Source organism: Pseudomonas sp. W22_MBD1_FP4 (genome assembly GCF_052113765.1).
Lineage (GTDB): Bacteria > Pseudomonadota > Gammaproteobacteria > Pseudomonadales > Pseudomonadaceae > Aquipseudomonas > Aquipseudomonas sivasensis.
Genome location: NZ_JBGQOI010000027.1, coordinates 64,166 through 80,530 on the forward strand (window position 1 = coordinate 64,166; position 16,365 = coordinate 80,530).

19 protein-coding genes are annotated in these 16,365 nt (G+C 59.8%); 8 read left to right on the plus strand and 11 right to left on the minus strand.

The window, feature by feature from the left end; genetic code table 11:
* Positions 1–64: 64 nt before the first annotated feature.
* The 5 genes from ACEN2T_RS26410 to prlC all read right to left on the minus strand — a co-directional run bounded on the left by ACEN2T_RS26410 (position 65) and on the right by prlC (position 6,500).
* Positions 65–1,363 carry a c-type cytochrome gene (locus tag ACEN2T_RS26410; protein ID WP_442117801.1) on the minus strand — a complete coding sequence of 433 codons (1,299 nt, stop codon included), beginning with the start codon at positions 1,361–1,363 and terminating at the stop codon, positions 65–67.
* A gap of 12 nt (positions 1,364–1,375) precedes the next feature.
* Positions 1,376–3,160 carry a GMC family oxidoreductase gene (locus ACEN2T_RS26415; RefSeq protein WP_032885087.1) on the minus strand — a complete coding sequence of 595 codons (1,785 nt, stop codon included), beginning with the start codon at positions 3,158–3,160 and terminating at the stop codon, positions 1,376–1,378.
* A gap of 2 nt (positions 3,161–3,162) precedes the next feature.
* Positions 3,163–3,915, minus strand: a complete 753-nt coding sequence (locus ACEN2T_RS26420) for a gluconate 2-dehydrogenase subunit 3 family protein (protein ID WP_442117802.1) — start codon at positions 3,913–3,915, stop codon at positions 3,163–3,165.
* Positions 3,916–4,176: 261 nt separating this feature from the next.
* On the minus strand, positions 4,177–4,452 hold the full coding sequence (locus ACEN2T_RS26425; protein WP_032885090.1) for a YheV family putative zinc ribbon protein: 276 nt from the start codon (positions 4,450–4,452) through the stop codon (positions 4,177–4,179).
* Positions 4,449–6,500: an oligopeptidase A gene (prlC, locus tag ACEN2T_RS26430; protein ID WP_099601827.1), complete on the minus strand. Its 2,052-nt coding sequence runs from the start codon at positions 6,498–6,500 to the stop codon at positions 4,449–4,451. The genes ACEN2T_RS26425 and prlC overlap by 4 nt, the downstream gene beginning before the upstream one ends.
* A 102-nt stretch (positions 6,501–6,602) precedes the next feature.
* Here prlC and ACEN2T_RS26435 point away from each other — a divergent pair, with 102 nt between their 5' ends.
* Both ACEN2T_RS26435 and ACEN2T_RS26440 read left to right on the plus strand, forming a co-directional pair.
* Positions 6,603–7,145, plus strand: a complete 543-nt coding sequence (locus ACEN2T_RS26435) for a gamma carbonic anhydrase family protein (protein WP_099601826.1) — start codon at positions 6,603–6,605, stop codon at positions 7,143–7,145.
* A complete protein-coding gene (locus ACEN2T_RS26440) occupies positions 7,142–7,801 on the plus strand; it encodes an HAD family hydrolase (RefSeq protein WP_099601825.1) in 660 nt (219 codons plus the stop codon). Before ACEN2T_RS26435 ends, ACEN2T_RS26440 begins: the two co-directional genes overlap by 4 nt.
* Before the next feature lie 77 nt (positions 7,802–7,878).
* On the opposite strand, the gene ACEN2T_RS26445 is transcribed toward ACEN2T_RS26440, so the two are convergent.
* The gene (locus tag ACEN2T_RS26445; RefSeq protein WP_442117803.1) at positions 7,879–8,916 is read right to left on the minus strand and encodes an aminopeptidase; all 1,038 of its coding nucleotides are present in this window, start codon (positions 8,914–8,916) and stop codon (positions 7,879–7,881) included.
* A gap of 74 nt (positions 8,917–8,990) precedes the next feature.
* Here ACEN2T_RS26445 and ACEN2T_RS26450 point away from each other — a divergent pair, with 74 nt between their 5' ends.
* On the plus strand, positions 8,991–9,413 hold the full coding sequence (locus ACEN2T_RS26450; RefSeq protein WP_122756180.1) for a PA0061/PA0062 family lipoprotein: 423 nt from the start codon (positions 8,991–8,993) through the stop codon (positions 9,411–9,413).
* On the opposite strand, the gene ACEN2T_RS26455 is transcribed toward ACEN2T_RS26450, so the two are convergent.
* Entirely contained in the window at positions 9,414–9,653 is a 240-nt protein-coding gene (locus tag ACEN2T_RS26455) for a DUF1161 domain-containing protein (protein WP_032885100.1), read from the minus strand. It lies immediately after the preceding gene.
* 208 nt (positions 9,654–9,861) lie between these two features.
* Positions 9,862–10,293 (minus strand): OsmC family protein, encoded by a 432-nt coding sequence (locus ACEN2T_RS26460; protein ID WP_010207768.1) that lies wholly within the window; start codon positions 10,291–10,293, stop codon positions 9,862–9,864.
* 218 nt (positions 10,294–10,511) lie between these two features.
* On the opposite strand from ACEN2T_RS26460, the gene ACEN2T_RS26465 reads away from it, so the two are divergent.
* Positions 10,512–11,513 carry an LLM class flavin-dependent oxidoreductase gene (locus ACEN2T_RS26465; protein WP_032885102.1) on the plus strand — a complete coding sequence of 334 codons (1,002 nt, stop codon included), beginning with the start codon at positions 10,512–10,514 and terminating at the stop codon, positions 11,511–11,513.
* A gap of 59 nt (positions 11,514–11,572) precedes the next feature.
* Here the strand turns inward: ACEN2T_RS26465 and ACEN2T_RS26470 are convergent, their stop codons facing one another.
* Positions 11,573–11,797, minus strand: coding sequence for a DUF1161 domain-containing protein (locus ACEN2T_RS26470; RefSeq protein WP_032885104.1), 225 nt, complete (start codon positions 11,795–11,797; stop codon positions 11,573–11,575).
* A gap of 116 nt (positions 11,798–11,913) precedes the next feature.
* Complete coding sequence (locus ACEN2T_RS26475) at positions 11,914–12,129, minus strand: dodecin (RefSeq protein ID WP_032885105.1); 216 nt, start codon at positions 12,127–12,129, stop codon at positions 11,914–11,916.
* A gap of 156 nt (positions 12,130–12,285) precedes the next feature.
* On the opposite strand from ACEN2T_RS26475, the gene ACEN2T_RS26480 reads away from it, so the two are divergent.
* Positions 12,286–12,612, plus strand: a complete 327-nt coding sequence (locus tag ACEN2T_RS26480) for a DUF883 family protein (protein WP_032885107.1) — start codon at positions 12,286–12,288, stop codon at positions 12,610–12,612.
* Positions 12,613–12,620: 8 nt separating this feature from the next.
* Here the strand turns inward: ACEN2T_RS26480 and ACEN2T_RS26485 are convergent, their stop codons facing one another.
* Complete coding sequence (locus ACEN2T_RS26485) at positions 12,621–13,517, minus strand: LysR family transcriptional regulator (protein WP_095185283.1); 897 nt, start codon at positions 13,515–13,517, stop codon at positions 12,621–12,623.
* A 110-nt stretch (positions 13,518–13,627) separates the two neighbouring features.
* On the opposite strand from ACEN2T_RS26485, the gene trpB reads away from it, so the two are divergent.
* The 3 genes from trpB to ACEN2T_RS26500 all read left to right on the plus strand — a co-directional run bounded on the left by trpB (position 13,628) and on the right by ACEN2T_RS26500 (position 16,239).
* The gene (trpB, locus tag ACEN2T_RS26490) at positions 13,628–14,854 is read left to right on the plus strand and encodes a tryptophan synthase subunit beta (RefSeq protein WP_032885111.1); all 1,227 of its coding nucleotides are present in this window, start codon (positions 13,628–13,630) and stop codon (positions 14,852–14,854) included.
* Positions 14,854–15,663 (plus strand): tryptophan synthase subunit alpha, encoded by an 810-nt coding sequence (gene trpA / locus ACEN2T_RS26495; protein ID WP_032885112.1) that lies wholly within the window; start codon positions 14,854–14,856, stop codon positions 15,661–15,663. The genes trpB and trpA overlap by 1 nt, the downstream gene beginning before the upstream one ends.
* A 135-nt stretch (positions 15,664–15,798) precedes the next feature.
* Entirely contained in the window at positions 15,799–16,239 is a 441-nt protein-coding gene (locus ACEN2T_RS26500; RefSeq protein ID WP_442117804.1) for an anti-virulence regulator CigR family protein, read from the plus strand.
* Positions 16,240–16,365: the final 126 nt, after the last annotated feature.

Consider the following 16,365-nt stretch of genomic DNA (forward strand, 5'->3'; position numbering starts at 1 on the left):
GCCTCGATACTGTTTTTATATACAGTATCGAGGCGCGACGTTTCTGACCAGTGCCGTTTGGCGGTCAGTGTTTTTGTGTAACCTGCCCCAGGTCATCGCCCGAGGTGGTGCGCATATCGTTTTTACGCATATCAGCCACGTCGCTGGCTTTCACCGGCGCACCTTTATTGCCCCAACTGCCACGGATGAAACTGACTACGTCCGCCACTTCCTGGTCCGACAGGCGCCAGGCAAATGCCGGCATGGTGAAGGTCGATGGCGCCGCGTGAGTGGCCGGCAAGGTGCCGCCGTTCAACACGATGTTGATCAGCGAGGTGGCATCCGCCGTCTGCAATACCGGGTTGCCCGCCAGTGCCGGGAACACGCGTGTATAGCCATGGCCGTCGGTGCGGTGGCAGGCCGCACAGTTGTCGATGTACACCGACGCACCCGGCTGGCTGTCATCGCCTTTCCACAGCGCCTGCGCTACCAGCTTGTCGTACACATGCGGCTGGTCCTTGGGATCGACTGCAGGCAGGCTCTTGAGGTAACGGGCGATAGCGGTCAAATCGTCTTCCGACATGTACTGCATGCTGTGGACTACAACGTCGCTCATACCACCAAACACCGCGCTGCGATCACTGCGACCGGTCTTGAGGAATTGCACCAGTTGCTCCTCGCTCCAACTGCCAAGGCCGTCCTTGTGGTCGCCGCGCAGGCTCTTGGCGATCCAACCTTCCAACGGCGCGCTGCCGGACAGGAAGGCATCGCCGTCTGTGGCACTCAGGGCTTTTTCCTGCATGGTCAACGCACGGGGGGTGTGGCACGCGCCGCAGTGACCGAGGCCTTCCACTAGGTAAGCGCCACGACTTGTCACCGGGTCGGCACCTGCTACCGCTGGTGTGTCAGCCACTTCAGGGGCAAACATCCAACGCCACGCCGCCAACGGCCAACGCATGCTCAAGGGCCAGGGAATGTCGCTGTCCTTATTTGCTTGGGCGACGGGCTCCACGCCCTTCATGAAGTACGCATACAACGCCTGCATATCGCTGTCGCTGACACGCGCGTAAGACGGGTACGGCATCGCTGGGTAAAGCGTACTACCGCTCTTGGCGACGCCATGGCGCACGGCCTTGTCGAAGTCTTCGAAGCTATAGTCGCCAAGGCCGGTCTTGTCCGGAGTGATGTTGGTGGAATAGATCACGCCAATCGGGGTTTCCATCGGCAGCCCGCCTGCGAAGGGTTTGCCGCCCTTGGCGGTGTGGCAAGCCACGCAGTCACCGGCGCGGGCCAGGTATTCGCCTTGTCTGATCAGGTCGGTTTCGGCGGCGCTTATCGAGCAACTGCTGAGCAGCGCAAACGTGGCGATAACAAGTGCTTTCATGGTCATCGCTCCTTATGCCTGAACCAGTGGGCCGGGGTTTTTCAGGTACTGCTCACGGATCGCCCGTGCCGACCAGTAGGTCAGCGCCGCCACCAGGCCGGTAGGGTTGTAGCCCAGGCCCTGTGGGAAAGCGGACGCGCCAGGGACAAACACGTTGTGTACGTCCCAGCTCTGCAGGTAACGGTTCAACGCACTGGTTTTCGGGTCGGTGCCCATGATCGCGCCACCATTGAGGTGGGTGGTCTGGTAAGACGCAGTGTTGAAATGCTCACCGACTTTTTTACCAAGTACAGCGATGGCCTTGGGGTTCATCGCTTCGGCAACCTTGCCCATTTTCTCGACCATGAAACGGTTCATCTTGATGTCGTTCTCCTGCCAATCGAACGTCATACGCAGCAGCGGCAGGCCGTAGGCATCGCGGTACACCGGGTCCAGATCCAGGTAGTTGCCTCGGTAGGATTGATGGGCACCGTGGGCGTCCATCGACACCTGATGGGTGTAGTAATCGGCGGTGGCGCGCTTCCAGGCACTGCCCCAGGCCGGGGTGCCGGGCGGGTTGGACGTACCCGCAATCGGCCGACTGCCGGCCTGGTTGACCCACATCGGCGAGCCGCCCACAAAGCCGTGTGGGCCGTGGTCGAAGTTGTCCGCATTGAAGTCGTCCATCGCCACGCCATTCCCGCCCGCGCCGATGAAGTTGTTGGTGTGGGTGTCCTTATCGAAGAAGGCCTTGATGGTTGCCATGTTCTGGTAAGCGAAGTTCCGGCCCACCACGCCTTCATTGGTAATCGGGTCGTACGGCTTGCCGATGCCCGACAGCAGCATCAGGCGCACGTTGTGAAACTGGAACGCGCCGAGGATTACCAAGTCCGCCGGCTGCTCGATTTCACGGCCCTGGGCGTCGATATACGTCACGCCCGTGGCTTTCTTCTTGGTGCTGTCGAGGTTGACCTTGAGCACATGGGAGTTGGGGCGCAGTTCGAAATTCGGCACCTGACGCAGCGCCGGCAGGATGTTCACATTCGGCGAGGCCTTGGAGTACATGTAGCACACGTAGCCACTGCAAAAACCGCAGAAGTTGCACGGGCCCATCTGCGCGCCATAGGGGTTGGTGTAAGGCCCCGAGGTGTTGGCGGATGGCAAGTTGTAGGGTTTGTAACCCACATCGGCAGCCGCTTTCTGAAACAGCTGTGCGGAGACCGTATTTTTCTGCGCTTCCAACGGAAACGGGTTGGAACGATCCGGCGCGTAAGGGTTGCCGCCACGGCCTTCACCTACCAACTGACCTTTAACGGTCCAAGCTTGGCCGGAGGTGCCGAAGACTTTTTCCGCATAGTCGAAGAACGGCTCCAGTTCTTCATAGCTGACGCCGAAGTCCTGGATAGTCATGTCCTTGGGAATGAAGTTTTTCCCGTAGCGTTCTTCGTAGTGGCTGCGCATGCGCAACTCGATCGGGTCGACACGAAAGTGCACACCGGACCAGTGCAGGCCCGCGCCACCCACGCCATTGCCCGGCAAAAAAGCGCCGAGCTGACGGTTAGGTAGGGCGACATCATTCACGCTATGGCGAATGGTCACCGTCTCTTTGGAAATGTCCTGGAAGAGTTTTTTACGCACGCTGTAGGTCAATTCGTCGATGACCTGGGGATAGTTACCGTCAGGGTACGTGTCCTGCATCGGGCCGCGCTCCAGCGCCAGCACGTTGAGGCCCGCTTCTGTCAGCTCCTTTGCCATGATCGCGCCGGTCCAGCCGAAGCCGACGATCACTGCATCCACTTTCTTCATGATGGTCGCCACGTTTATGCCCTCTTGCCACGGATGGAAACAGCCGGGAAGGGGTATTGCTCGTTGCGTTCCACCCAATCCATAAAGTCGGCGCGCGCGCCGGGGAAGCCGATCATGGTCCAGCCGACCATGCCCTTATTGCCACCGTGAATCGGGTCGCAAAAGAAGCCTTCCTTGGTGTTTTGCAGTAACAGGTTGAAGAAGATTTTCGGCGGTACGGCGTCGAAATGCGCCGCCACTTCGCCGCCACCAGCCTCCAGACGGCGCAGCATATCGTCTCGGGTAGCGCTGTCTTGCGCAGCAAAAGCTTTACCGTTGAAAGCTTTCGACCACGCATCCGTCGCGGCAATGCCCAGGCGATAAATTTCTTTGGGGACCAACTTGCTCTGCCAGCCCATCTCCGGCGCGGCGTCCGCGTTGAACGGACCTTGCATGTACCACAGCGCGCCGCTGGCGTACGGCGTGTTCATCTGACGGTCGATGTATTCCGGCACGCCTGCTTCCAGGGCACCTGGGCCTTGAGCATCTGCGGGGATCAAACGCTCGACGGCGGCGTTGATGAACGCCCATTCCTCAGCGGTGAAATAGCTCGGTTCGTAGGCTTTGTCGTTCTTCGCAGCTTTGGCCGGCGCGGCGTGGGCAGGCTCAGGCGTGGCCATCAGTATCGAGCCACCGAGGCCGGTACTCGCAACCGTGACCACCGGGATCAAGGTCAAGGATTTGCGCAAAAAATCACGCCGGGGGTTGTCTTGATCTTGATCAGACATGGGTGCACCTCATCATGTGGTCACGGGTTTATTCGGCCACTTCTGGGGAGCGGCTCGTCGGTATTTGGGCAATCAATAGTTACAAATGATAGCAGGCTAAGGATGTAGATTATGGATTCAGCGACCTAAGTCGAATAATTGCAGGCAAAAAAATGCGGGAGGGGACTTGCTCCCGATAGCGGCGGGTCAGCCAATCCAGAGGCTGGCTGACCTTGCGCTATCGGGGGCAAGCCCCCTCCCACATTGGCCCGGGTAGGGCCGTTAGTCTTTTTTCAATTTCGGATTCGGGAAGAATTGCACTGCCTGAACCTTGGGATCGGCTGGCGCTTTAAGCGCAGACGTATTCACCCGCGTACCCAACTCCTTGGGCACCGACAGCCCTTGGTCATTGAGCGTATCGGTATACCCGCAGGCCACGCACTCACGGTGCGGTACGTTGTCCTCGGTCCACATTTTCAGCTTGTCCGGCTCGCTGCACGCCGGGCAGACAGCCCCGGCGATGAATTGTTTTTTGGTGATCACAGGCCCGTCATTCATGCTGCCGCGTCCTCACTCAGGCCGCTGTGGCGCAAGAGCGCGTCAATCGACGGTTCGCGTCCGCGGAAGTCGACGAACAGCACCATCGGCGCCTGGGAACCACCACGCGCCAGGATCGCCTCGCGGAATGCGCGACCGGTCTCAGCGTTAAGTACGCCGTCCTCTTCGAACTTGGAGAAGGCATCCGCCGACAGCACTTCAGCCCACTTATAGCTGTAATAACCCGCCGCATAACCGCCCGCGAAGATGTGCGCAAAACTGTTAGGGAAGCGGTTGTAGGCTGGCGGACGCATGACCGACACCTCGTCGCGTACGCCTTCCAACACCTGCGCCACGCTGCGGCCATCACCGTGGGTGGCGTGCATCTCAAAGTCAAACAGCGAGAATTCCAACTGGCGGACCATCATCAAGCCGGATTGGAAATTCTTCGCCGCGAGCATTTTTTGCAGCAAATCCTGAGGCAGCGGCTCACCGCTTTCATAGTGGCCGGAGATCAGCGCCAGGCCTTCGGGCTCCCAGCACCAGTTCTCCATAAACTGGCTCGGTAACTCCACCGCATCCCAGGCGACACCGTTGATGCCGGACACGCCAGCGTGCTCGACGCGGGTCAACAGGTGATGCAGGCCGTGGCCGAATTCGTGGAACAACGTGGTGACTTCATCGTGGGTCAGCAGGGCAGGCTTGCCACTGTCAGCCGGGGTGAAGTTGCACACCAGGTTGGCCACCGGGCTTTGCAGCACGCCGTCAACGGTGCGGCGACGGTCGCGAGCGCCGTCCATCCAGGCACCGCCACGCTTGTTGGCGCGGGCGTAGAGGTCGAAAAAGAAGCGGCCGACGTGCTGGCCGTTTTCCTTGATCTCAAACAGGCGAACATCCGGGTGCCAGGTGTCGAAGCCTTTCTGCTCGGCAATCTCGATGCCATACAGGCGCTGCACGATGGCGAACAGGCCGCCCAACACTTTATCGATGGGGAAGTAAGCGCGCAGGGCTTCCTGGGAAACGCTGTAGCGCTGCTCGCGCAGCTTTTCGCCGTAGAAACCGCTGTCCCAACTTTGCAGGTCGGCGCAGCCTTGTTCGGCGGCATAGGCCTTGAGTTGCTGCAGATCCTGGGCGGCAAACGGCTTGCTGCGTTTGGCCAGGTCGCGCAGGAAACTCAGGACCTGATCGCTGGATTCAGCCATTTTGGTGGCCAGGCTCAGTTCGGAGAACGACGCGAAACCGAGCAGGTGCGCCAATTCCTGACGCAGGTCGAGGATCTGTTCCATCACCGGGCCGTTATCGTTCTGACCGGCATTCGGGCCTTGGTCCGACGCGCGGGTGCAGTAGGCCGCGTAAATTTCCTCACGCAGGGCACGGTCGTGGGCGTAGGTCATCACCGCGTAGTAGCTGGGGAATTCCAGGGTGATCAGCCAGCCGTCGAGGCCTTTGGCTTGGGCAGCCGCTGCCATTTGCGCCTTGGCCGAGTCGGTCAGGCCAGCGAGGGTTGCCTCGTCGGTGACGTGTTTGGTCCAGGCCTGGGTCGCGTCCAACAGCTGGTTGGAGAACTTGCTGCCCAGCTCGGAGAGTTTGCTCTGCACTTCGGCATAACGCTTCTGCTGCTCAGGCGGCAGGTCGATACCCGACAGACGGAAGTCACGCAGAGAGTGCTCAAGGATGGTTTTTTGCGCCACGTCGAAGCCGGCGGCTTCAGGGCTGTTGGCCAGGGCTTCGAAGGCCTGGAACAGTTCGCGGTTCTGGCCCATCTCCGTGGAGTAGGCACTCAATGCCGGCAGGCAGCTTTCATAGGCCTCACGCAATTCGGCGCTGTTGCACACGGCGTTGAGGTGGCTAACGGGGCTCCAGGCGGCGCCCAGTCGGTCATTCAGTTCGTCCATGGCCAGCACCAGCCCGGCCCATGTCGGATTTTTACCCTGGCTTTGCAGGATGCCTTCGATGGCAACGCGGTTATCGGCGAGGATCTGTTCGATGGCCGGCTGCACGTGTTCGGCACGGATCGCCGAGAACGGCGGCAGGTCGTAGGACTGCAGAAGAGGGTTGTTCGCGCTCACGGTTGGCACCTTGGCTGAAGAAACATGTAAGAACAAAGATGGGGCCATCTTAATTACAATCAACGCCCACCGCAGCTATCAGCAGAAGAGAGAGAGGCTATCGTGACCCTTCGCACCTATCAGAACCACACGCCAACCCTGGGCGCCGGGGCTTTTGTCGATATTTCGGCGGTGGTGATCGGCGATGTCGAAATCGGCACCGACAGCTCGGTTTGGCCGCTGACCGTGATTCGCGGCGACATGCACCGCATCCGCATCGGTGCGCGCACCAGCGTGCAGGATGGCTGCGTGCTGCACATCACCCACGCAGGCCCCTTCAACCCGGACGGTTTCCCACTGCTGATCGGCGACGACGTGACCATCGCTCACAAAGTCATGCTGCACGGCTGCACCGTGGGCAACCGCATCCTGATCGGCATGGGCAGCATCGTGATGGACGGCGCCGTGGTGGAAGACGACGTGATTATCGGCGCCGGCAGCCTGGTGCCACCGGGCAAGAAACTCGACAGCGGCTTCTTGTATGTCGGCAGTCCGGTTAAACAAATCCGCGCGCTGACTGACAAGGAGCGCGCATTTTTCACCTACAGCGCCGCGAACTACGTGAAGCTCAAAGACCTGCACTTGGCTGAAGGATTTGACCAATGAGCCTGCATTACCAAACCGTTTTGTTCGACCTGGACGGCACCCTCACCGATCCACGCGAGGGCATTACCCGCTCGATCCAATACGCCCTCGGCAAACTGGGCATCGATGAACCGGACCTGACCAAACTCGAACACTTCATCGGCCCGCCGTTGCTGCAAGCATTCATGCAGTTCTACGACTTCGATGAAGCCAAGGCGTGGGAGGCGGTGAATTTCTATCGCGAGCGCTTCAAGGTCACGGGGCTGTATGAAAACCGCGTGTTCGACGGCGTGATGCCGCTGCTGGAAGACTTGAACAGCCAAGGTCGCCAGCTGTATGTAGCCACCTCAAAGCCGTGGGAATTCGCCCGTGAAATCGCCAGGCATTTCGACTTTGCCAAGCACTTCAAGGTGATCTACGGCAGCGAACTTGATGGGACGCGGACCAACAAGGTCGAGCTGATCGCCCATCTGATGCGCGAGGAAGGCCTGGACCCGGCCACCACCTTGATGATTGGTGATCGCAAGCACGACCTGATCGGCGCGCGTAGCAACGGGCTGGATTCGGCAGCCGTCGGTTATGGGTTTGGTAGTTTCGAAGAGTTGAACGCCGAGGCGCCGACCTGGCACTTCGAGACGTTGGCGCAGATGCATCAGGCGTTTTTGCAGCGCCCTTGAAGCCGCCATTGGGGGCGAGCGTCTTTCCGCATGTTGAAAAACTGTGGGGGGACTTGCCCCCGATGAGTCCCTAGAGCTCAACCTCCCCCCAACTGCCTCAACGCAGCCTTGCGCTGCACCACAGGCAATCCACCCAACTTCTCCACCGCAGCATAGAACTTCAGCCAATCCCCACCTTCCTGCCGGAACAACGCCGCAAATGCCGGCACCCACTGGTCATACAGCCCGAACGGTAGCAACCGCGCGTTGTTCATCGGCTGGTTCATCCAAGCGTCATAGCGCTTGTCCCCACCCCATTGGTTATCGCGCATTTTCCCGTACTCACGGCGCAAGTACTCGAATTCGGCCGCCTTGGCCTGGCGCATCTGCGCGGCGGCCAAAGGCTGGGCGTAGAGCTTTTCCAGGCGCTTTCGAGTATCCAGGATCAGTTGGATAAATTGGTCACGCTGCTTTAACGTCGCATCGCTCAGCGGCGCCAGGCCACGGGCGGCGCGCCATTGGCGAGTGCCTTCCTGCTCGACAAAGTTGGCAAATGACTCGTTGAACTCGGTGTCGTCCTTCACATAAAAACGCTGATGCGCCAACTCATGGAAGATCAGCGTGGCCAGGCGTTCATCGCCCCAGTTCATCATTGAACTGATGATCGGGTCATTAAACCAACCCAGCGTGGAATAGGCCTCAACACCGCCAATCGATACATCCATGCCTCGCTGGCGCAACAACGCAGCCTCACCCCGCGCGGCACCTTGGCTGTAATAGCCGCGATAAGCGACGCAACCGGCGATGGGGAAGCAGTGGTTTTCAGGAGACAGGGAAAATTCCTGCGTGGCGAACACATTCCAGACTACATAAGGCCGACCAATATCGGCGTACAGCCGGTAACTCTGATTGTCAGGCAGGTGCAGGTGTTCACTGGCGAAGGTTCGCGCTTTCTGGGACTGCGCCAAATGGTCACGTAGCTGCTGCGGGCGGGACGAGTCAGCGACGACCGCTGAAACCGGCTGCCGAGCCTGCAAAAGCTGCCATTGGCCACCCGCCAGTTGGCCGTAATAGCTAATGCTGGAACAACCGCTGAGCAGCACAACCATCAACCCCGGAAGAAAACGCCTGACCATGCCCTCATTGCTCCTGGGTGATAGGTTCGTGTTTATACTGACCGCGATACCCGTCCTATCACCGAGTGCCTGTCATGCGTCAGCTCTTGCTTTGTGTCGCCGCCGTGTTCATCAGCGCCTGTACGTCGACCCCGATGCCTGCCGCCGATCCGCAACAAGCCTGGATTGATTTTGCCACGCCGACGCCGGGTGCCAAGCTGGTGATGGCGCAGCGCCTGGACGGCAAAAACCTTAACGATGGACGTTACTTCCAATTCCCGGCTGGCAGCCACGAGCTGATGGTTCGTTTCGATTTTGAAGTGCCTACGGGCGGAAATTTCAGCAGCTTTGGCCAAACGACCGAGCGAACCTGCTTCATAACCCTGCAGTACGACCATTTCGAAGCTGGCCAACGCTATCGCCTGGAAGGGCGCTCACTGGGCTACACGCCGAATATCCGCCTGTATAACGCTGCCCGCCAATTACTGGCTGAAGAACGCAGCGTGAACTGCCTCTGATCAGTCGTTGTTTTTTTGGTAAACGATTGCTTTGGTGCCGTTCTCACAACTGCCGACGACCATGGCCACGTCGTGCTTCTCAGCTTCTTCCTTGCTAACGATCTCAAGCGTGTAGGACGGCACAGCGTTAGCCTGGATCTTGACCTCGATCTCTTTCCTAAGCTCTTCACAATCTTTCGGCGCGGCCACGGCCGAAGTGGCCAACACACCGCAGATGATCGCCAAGGCAAAACGTTTCATGTGTGAAGCTCCCTGAATACAGTGCGCACGGGTGTGCGCCTAGGCTGCATATGGCTATTCGACCACAGTTTGGAAACACGAGTTCTGATTTAACTCAGAATTGAACGTGAAAGGGGGCTTGCTCCCGATAGCGGCGCATCAGTCAACATTTCTGTAACTGACCGACCGCTATCGGGAGCAAACCCCCTCCCACAGTGGACCTGCTGTGTTAGTTAACCAGCGTGGCATCCAGGCTGATTTTCGCATTCAGCACTTTGGACACCGGGCAGCCTTCTTTCGCCTTCTTGCTCAGCTCATCAAACTGCGCCTGGCTCGCACCGGGAATTTTGGCCTTGAGGATCAGATGCACCGCAGTGATCGCGAAGCCGCCATCCACTTGGTCCAACGTCACTTCGGCCTGGGTGTCGATGCTGTCAGCCTTAAGCCCCGCATCGCCCAGAATCATGGAAAACGCCATGGAGAAGCAGCCGGCATGGGCCGCGCCGATCAGTTCTTCTGGGTTGGTACCCTTGCCACCCTCGAAACGGGCCTTGAAGCCGTAAGGCGCTTCGCGCAGCACGCCGGTTTCCGTGGAGATGGAACCCAGGCCAGTCTTAAGGTCGCCTTCCCAATGCGCGGATGCTTTTTTAACGATACTCATAGCTTTCTCCTCGAACGGTGGTTTTGCGTCAGTAAGGGTTCTGAGGATAGTCAGCATGGCAAAGTTCATCTTGTCGGAGAAACCTAGCAATTCAGTAGGAAATTTCCACCCTCGCTATTGAATCTCGGGTATATGCCCTCATTGCATAGAACATGCACATGAAGCGGCAGGTTTTGGATCGTCTAAAAAGCCTGCGCCCCAATTGGAGAAGCAGGCTTATGAAATCGCTGTCCGACGTGAAGTTCTCGACCCTCGACCTAGTGCCCGTGCGGGCCAACGGCAGTGTCGCGCAGTCGTTGCGCAATTCCCTGGATTTGGCCCAGCACGTGGAAAAGTTTGGCTACAACCGTTTTTGGGTGGCTGAACACCACAACATGGACGGCATCGCCAGCTCGGCCACCTCGGTATTGCTGGGTTACCTGGCCGGCGGCACGTCGACTATCCGCGTCGGCTCCGGCGGCGTGATGCTGCCCAACCACGCGCCGCTGGTGATCGCCGAACAGTTCGGCACCCTGGAAAGCCTCTACCCCGGACGTATCGACCTGGGCCTTGGCCGCGCGCCAGGTTCCGACCAGATGACCGCCCGTGCCCTGCGCCGTGAGCGCTCCGGCAGCGCGGATGACTTCCCGCAAGACGTGGCCGAACTGATGGCCTACTTGGGCCCACGCACGCCGGACCAACGGGTGATCGCCGTACCCGGCACCGGCACCAACGTGCCGGTCTGGTTGCTCGGTTCCAGCCTGTTCAGCGCACAACTGGCAGGCGAACGCGGTTTGCCCTACGCCTTCGCCTCGCATTTCGCACCGCGTCTGATGCACGAGGCGATTCGCGTCTACCGCAATCACTTCAAGCCGTCGGCTGTGCTGGACAAGCCCTACGTGATGCTCGGCATTCCGCTGGTGGCGGCCGACACCGACGAACAGGCCGACTACCTGGCCACCTCGGTTTACCAACGCATCCTTGCGCTAATGCGCGGGCAAAGCCTGGTGCAGCGACCGCCGGTCGATACCATGGATGGCCTGTGGCTGCCCCATGAAAAAGACGCTGTGGGCAGCTTCCTCGGCCTGGCGATGGTGGGTAGCCCGGCGAAGATCCGCGCCAAGCTGGAGGTGTTGGTCGAGCAGACCGGCGCCGATGAGTTGATCTTCACCAGCGACCTGTACGAACACGCCGACCGGATTCATTCCTACGAGCTGCTGGCGCAAGTGATGAAGGGCTAACACCCAGGCGAAAAAAAACCGACGCACCTGCGTCGGTTTTTTATGTCTGCAACACAGGATTAACCGCGCTTGTAGACAATTTCCTTGGTGCCACCTTCACAGCTACCGACCACTTTAGCGTCGGTTGAGGCGCCTTTATCCACCACTTCCAGCGAATAACCCGAAGCGCCCTTGGCGTCGATTTTCGCTGCAATTTCGCTTTTCAGTTCGTCACAAGGCTTGCCCGCCGCCAGGGCTGTGCCCGCAATGCTCAACAAACCTACCGCTAACAGGAACTTCTTCATCCGTTACTTTCCTTGCGCTGATCGAAAAGAGCGTGCCGACGCTCATCACGTCGGCACCCATTGTTTGTAGCGCAGGTTATGGCAATCGGCCAGCCAGCAAAGTTCAACTCGCCCTATCAACTACTGGCAATTCGGAACCCAACCTTGAGGGTGACCTGGTAGTGGGCGACCTTGCCATTTTCGATATGCCCACGAGTTTCAGTCACCTCAAACCACTCCAGGTGCTTGATGCTTTTGTTGGCTTCAGCAATGGCGTTGTTGATGGCGTCTTCGATGCTCGTGGTCGACGAGCCAACCAATTCGACTTTCTTGTAGGTGTGATGATCACTCATGGCGTTTCTCCTAGGGGTCGTCAATCAAGACTAGCAGTGAATATTCGTACTGCTTCTGGCGGTCATTCCCACTCGAAAGTTCAGATTTACTGCACTTTCTGAAACCGCTGGAGTCGGTATATACACACGCCACTCAATCACTTCAGGAGAGTCCAAATGGCCAACACTTCTTTACGTAAAGCGTCGCTGGAAAGCATGGAAGCCGAGATTTCGAGCCTGCTCAAGTCCCTTGAAAGCCTCAAGGACGATGCGTCCGATGAGTCGCGCAAAACGTTGAAGGCCCTGAAAAGTAACGCCGAGAATGCTCTCAAGCACTCCCGCCACCTGATCAGCGACGCCTATGAAGAAAGCAAAGTCAAAATCCGCGAAACCAGCGTTGCTACCCGCGACTACGCCCAAGAGCACCCATGGACTACAGCCGGTGTGGCGGTAGGCGCATTGGGCCTGCTGGCGGCGTACCTGCTCTGCAAACGCGGTGACTGATTGACCGGCTAAACAGGCTGGCGCATCAGCTCAGCTTTGAGCCACTGCGCCAGTTGCCCGGCGCGCCCGTCTGCGGCGCGCTTGGGTAGCCACAATGCCAGGTGCGCCGGGGTTTCACTGAAACCCCACGGCGCCACCAGGCGACCTGCACGCAAGTCCTCCGCCACCAACGGCTCCGGAGCGATCGCTACACCCAGCCCGGCCACCGCCGCTTCCAGCAAATAATACAAATGCTCAAAACCCTGGCCGTGTTTCAACGCGCCGGACGCGATGCCGTGTTGCTGCGCCCAACTGGGCCAGGCTTGCGGACGCGATGTGGTGTGCAGCAGCGCTTCGCCACATAAAGCCGAGGCGGGCGCGAGCCGCAGACGCTCGTAACCGATAAAGCGCGGGCTCATCACCGGGCCGATGCGTTCGCTGGCCAGCTCATACACCTGCATGTCCGCCGGCCAAGGTGGCTCGGCGAATAGCAGCAGGGCATCGAGACCGGGGCGCCGAGGATCAAGGTCGCCGTCACCCGCCGACAAGTGCAGGCGCAAGTCCGGCAAGTCTGAGTTCAGACGCCCCAAGCGCGGGATCAACCAACGCGCCAGCAAACTCCCCGAGCAGCCGAGCACGAAGGGCGCATCGGCGCTGGCCTGAGTCAATTCGGCGCAGACATCCCTTAAACGTTCGAACGCCTCGAAACTGGCATCCCGAAGTCGAACGCCGGAATCTGTGAGTTTAAGGCCGCGCCCGTCTTTGGCGAAAAGGCTCACCCCCAGGTGCTCCTCCAGCACCTTCAACTGCCGGCTGACTGCACCGTGGGTCACGTGTAATTGCTCAGCAGCTTGGCTGACGCTATTAAGCCGAGCGGTGGCTTCAAAGGCGCGCAGGGCATTTAGGGGCGGAAGATCTCGACTCATCTGTGAGTTTTCCTGACAGGTTGCGGCAATCTTATCGGTTTTCAGCCTGGGGCGTGAGGGGTAGAGTGGCCCTCATTGTTTCTTACACATCTTCTTTCCTGGAGCGTCCCATGACTCAGTCCCAGACCGATCTGCGCAACGGCCCTGACGCCAGCGGCTTGTTTGGCGCGTTCGGCGGCCGCTACGTCGCCGAAACCCTGATGCCGTTGATCCTCGACCTGGCCCGCGAATACGAAGCGGCCAAGATTGATCCGGCGTTCAATGAAGAATTGGCCTACTTCCAGCGCGACTACGTCGGCCGCCCAAGCCCACTCTATTTCGCCGAACGCCTGACCGAGTTCTGCGGCGGCGCCAAGATCTACCTCAAGCGTGAAGAGCTGAACCACACCGGCGCGCACAAGATCAACAACTGCATCGGCCAGATCCTGCTGGCACGGCGCATGGGCAAAAAACGCATCATCGCCGAGACCGGCGCCGGCATGCACGGTGTGGCCACTGCCACCGTCGCAGCGCGTTTCGGCCTGCAATGCGTGATCTACATGGGCACTACCGACATCGAGCGCCAGCAGGCCAACGTATTCCGCATGAAACTGTTGGGCGCTGAAGTAATCCCCGTGGTCGCCGGCACCGGCACCCTGAAAGACGCCATGAACGAAGCCCTGCGTGACTGGGTAACCAACGTCGACGACACCTTCTACCTGATCGGCACCGTGGCCGGCCCACACCCGTACCCGGCGATGGTGCGCGACTTCCAGGCCGTGATCGGCAAGGAAACCCGCACTCAGCTGCAAGCCCAGGAAGGCCGCCTGCCGGACAGCCTGGTGGCGTGCATCGGCGGCGGGTCTAACGCCATGGGCCTGTTCCACCCCTTCCTGGATGACACCAGCGTCGAGATCATCGGCGTTGAAGCCGCCGGCCATGGCATCGAAACCGGCAAGCACGCCGCCAGCCTCAACGGCGGCGTACCGGGCGTGCTGCACGGCAACCGTACCTTCCTGCTGCAGGACGACGATGGCCAGATCATCGATGCCCACTCGATTTCCGCCGGTCTCGACTACCCCGGCATCGGCCCGGAACACGCCTGGTTGCACGATATCGGCCGCGTCCAGTACACCTCGGTGACTGACCACGAAGCCCTCGAGGCCTTCCACAAATGCTGCCGCTTGGAAGGGATCATTCCTGCCCTGGAAAGCGCCCACGCGCTGGCCGAAGTGTTCAAGCGCGCACCGTCCTTGCCGAAGGATCACCTGATGGTGGTCAACTTGTCCGGCCGTGGCGACAAAGACATGCAGACCGTCATGCATCACATGGAAACCGCCCAGCAGGAGAAACACTGATGAGCCGCCTGCAAACCCGCTTTGCGCAACTGAAAGAACAAAACCGCGCCGCCTTGGTGACCTTCGTCACTGCCGGTGACCCCGGTTATGACACCTCGCTGGCGATCCTCAAAGGCTTGCCTGCTGCTGGCGCCGATGTGATCGAACTGGGCATGCCCTTCACCGATCCGATGGCCGACGGTCCAGCCATCCAACTGGCAAACATCCGCGCCCTGGAAGCCAAGCAGAACCTGCTGAAAACCCTGCAGATGGTTCGCGAGTTCCGTAAAGACAACAACGACACTCCGCTGGTGTTGATGGGTTACTTCAACCCAATCCACAAATACGGCGTGCCTAAGTTCATCGCCGACGCCAAAGAGGCCGGTGTAGATGGCCTGATCGTGGTCGACATGCCACCTGAGCATAACGGCGAGCTGTGCGACCCGGCGCAAGCGGCGGGTATCGACTTTATCCGCCTGACCACGCCGACAACCGACGACGTGCGTCTGCCAACCGTCCTCAACGGCAGCTCAGGCTTTGTGTACTACGTTTCGGTAGCCGGCGTGACCGGTGCCGGTGCCGCCACTCTGGAGCATGTCGAAGAGGCCGTGACCCGCCTGCGTCGCCATACCGACCTGCCGATCAGCATCGGTTTTGGTATCCGCACGCCGGAACAAGCCGCCGCTATCGCGCGCTTGGCGGACGGTGTGGTGGTGGGGTCGGCGTTGATCGATCACATCGCCAATGCCAGCAACGACCAACAAGCCATCGACGGGGTGTTGAGCCATTGCGCGGCGCTGTCGGAAGGTGTGCGTAACGCCCGTAAGTAAGCGCCATGTAGCGAGAGGTAAAGTTCCTGATACAGAGGAATCAACTCGCAGCTTCACGGCCTAAACAGCAAGACCAAGGGATTTCAAACCTCGTTCGAAATCCCTTTTTTGTTTGTGTGCCCTGAGGAATACCCGATGAAAATGCCCAAATCCGTGATTGCAGGTCTAGGCGTACTGGTGCTTGGCGCCAGCGTCCTGGTGCAAGCCGCACCGCCTGACCAGCGAGGTGATGACCGTGGCGGCCCGCAGGGCCAGCACGAGCAACGTGGCGACGACCATCGCGGTCCGCAGGCCAACCGTCGCGGCGGCCCACCTCAGGACTTCGGCCCGGTGCGCCAGATCATCCACGATAACCACGGCCAGTTCTCCCGTGGCGCGCCGCCGCCGCCGAATGTGCGCCTGGTACGCGGCCAGCCGCTACCGCGCGGTTACTACGGCGAACGCCTGGACAACCGCGCCCTCGCACGCTTGCCGGTGTACCCGGGTTATGAATGGCGCCGGTCGGGCCCGGATGTAGTGTTGATCGCGGTGGGCACCGGCATCGTCTACGAAATTCTTGATGGTGTGCTGAACTAAGGTCTTACTGGGGGGGGGGGGGGGGGGGGGGGGGGGGGGGGGGGGGGGGGGGGGGGGGGGGGGGGGGGAGGGGGGGGGGGGTGTCGCGGAGAACAGGAGGAAAGAAAAAAAAAAAAAAAAAAAAAA

Bases quoted from the DNA above. Each gene is read 5' to 3' on its own strand.
- trpB (WP_032885111.1), top strand. From the start codon at position 13,628: ATGACTCAGTCCCAGACCGATCTGCGCAACGGCCCTGACGCCAGCGGC.
- ACEN2T_RS26480 (WP_032885107.1), top strand. From the start codon at position 12,286: ATGGCCAACACTTCTTTACGTAAAGCGTCGCTGGAAAGCATGGAAGCC.
- ACEN2T_RS26475 (WP_032885105.1), bottom strand. From the start codon at position 12,129: ATGAGTGATCATCACACCTACAAGAAAGTCGAATTGGTTGGCTCGTCG.
- ACEN2T_RS26420 (WP_442117802.1), bottom strand. From the start codon at position 3,915: ATGTCTGATCAAGATCAAGACAACCCCCGGCGTGATTTTTTGCGCAAA.
- ACEN2T_RS26425 (WP_032885090.1), bottom strand. From the start codon at position 4,452: ATGAATGACGGGCCTGTGATCACCAAAAAACAATTCATCGCCGGGGCT.
- ACEN2T_RS26440 (WP_099601825.1), top strand. From the start codon at position 7,142: ATGAGCCTGCATTACCAAACCGTTTTGTTCGACCTGGACGGCACCCTC.
- ACEN2T_RS26445 (WP_442117803.1), bottom strand. From the start codon at position 8,916: ATGGTCAGGCGTTTTCTTCCGGGGTTGATGGTTGTGCTGCTCAGCGGT.
- ACEN2T_RS26465 (WP_032885102.1), top strand. From the start codon at position 10,512: ATGAAATCGCTGTCCGACGTGAAGTTCTCGACCCTCGACCTAGTGCCC.
- ACEN2T_RS26500 (WP_442117804.1), top strand. From the start codon at position 15,799: ATGAAAATGCCCAAATCCGTGATTGCAGGTCTAGGCGTACTGGTGCTT.
- ACEN2T_RS26410 (WP_442117801.1), bottom strand. From the start codon at position 1,363: ATGAAAGCACTTGTTATCGCCACGTTTGCGCTGCTCAGCAGTTGCTCG.
- trpA (WP_032885112.1), top strand. From the start codon at position 14,854: ATGAGCCGCCTGCAAACCCGCTTTGCGCAACTGAAAGAACAAAACCGC.
- ACEN2T_RS26470 (WP_032885104.1), bottom strand. From the start codon at position 11,797: ATGAAGAAGTTCCTGTTAGCGGTAGGTTTGTTGAGCATTGCGGGCACA.
- ACEN2T_RS26450 (WP_122756180.1), top strand. From the start codon at position 8,991: ATGCGTCAGCTCTTGCTTTGTGTCGCCGCCGTGTTCATCAGCGCCTGT.
- ACEN2T_RS26460 (WP_010207768.1), bottom strand. From the start codon at position 10,293: ATGAGTATCGTTAAAAAAGCATCCGCGCATTGGGAAGGCGACCTTAAG.
- ACEN2T_RS26455 (WP_032885100.1), bottom strand. From the start codon at position 9,653: ATGAAACGTTTTGCCTTGGCGATCATCTGCGGTGTGTTGGCCACTTCG.
- ACEN2T_RS26485 (WP_095185283.1), bottom strand. From the start codon at position 13,517: ATGAGTCGAGATCTTCCGCCCCTAAATGCCCTGCGCGCCTTTGAAGCC.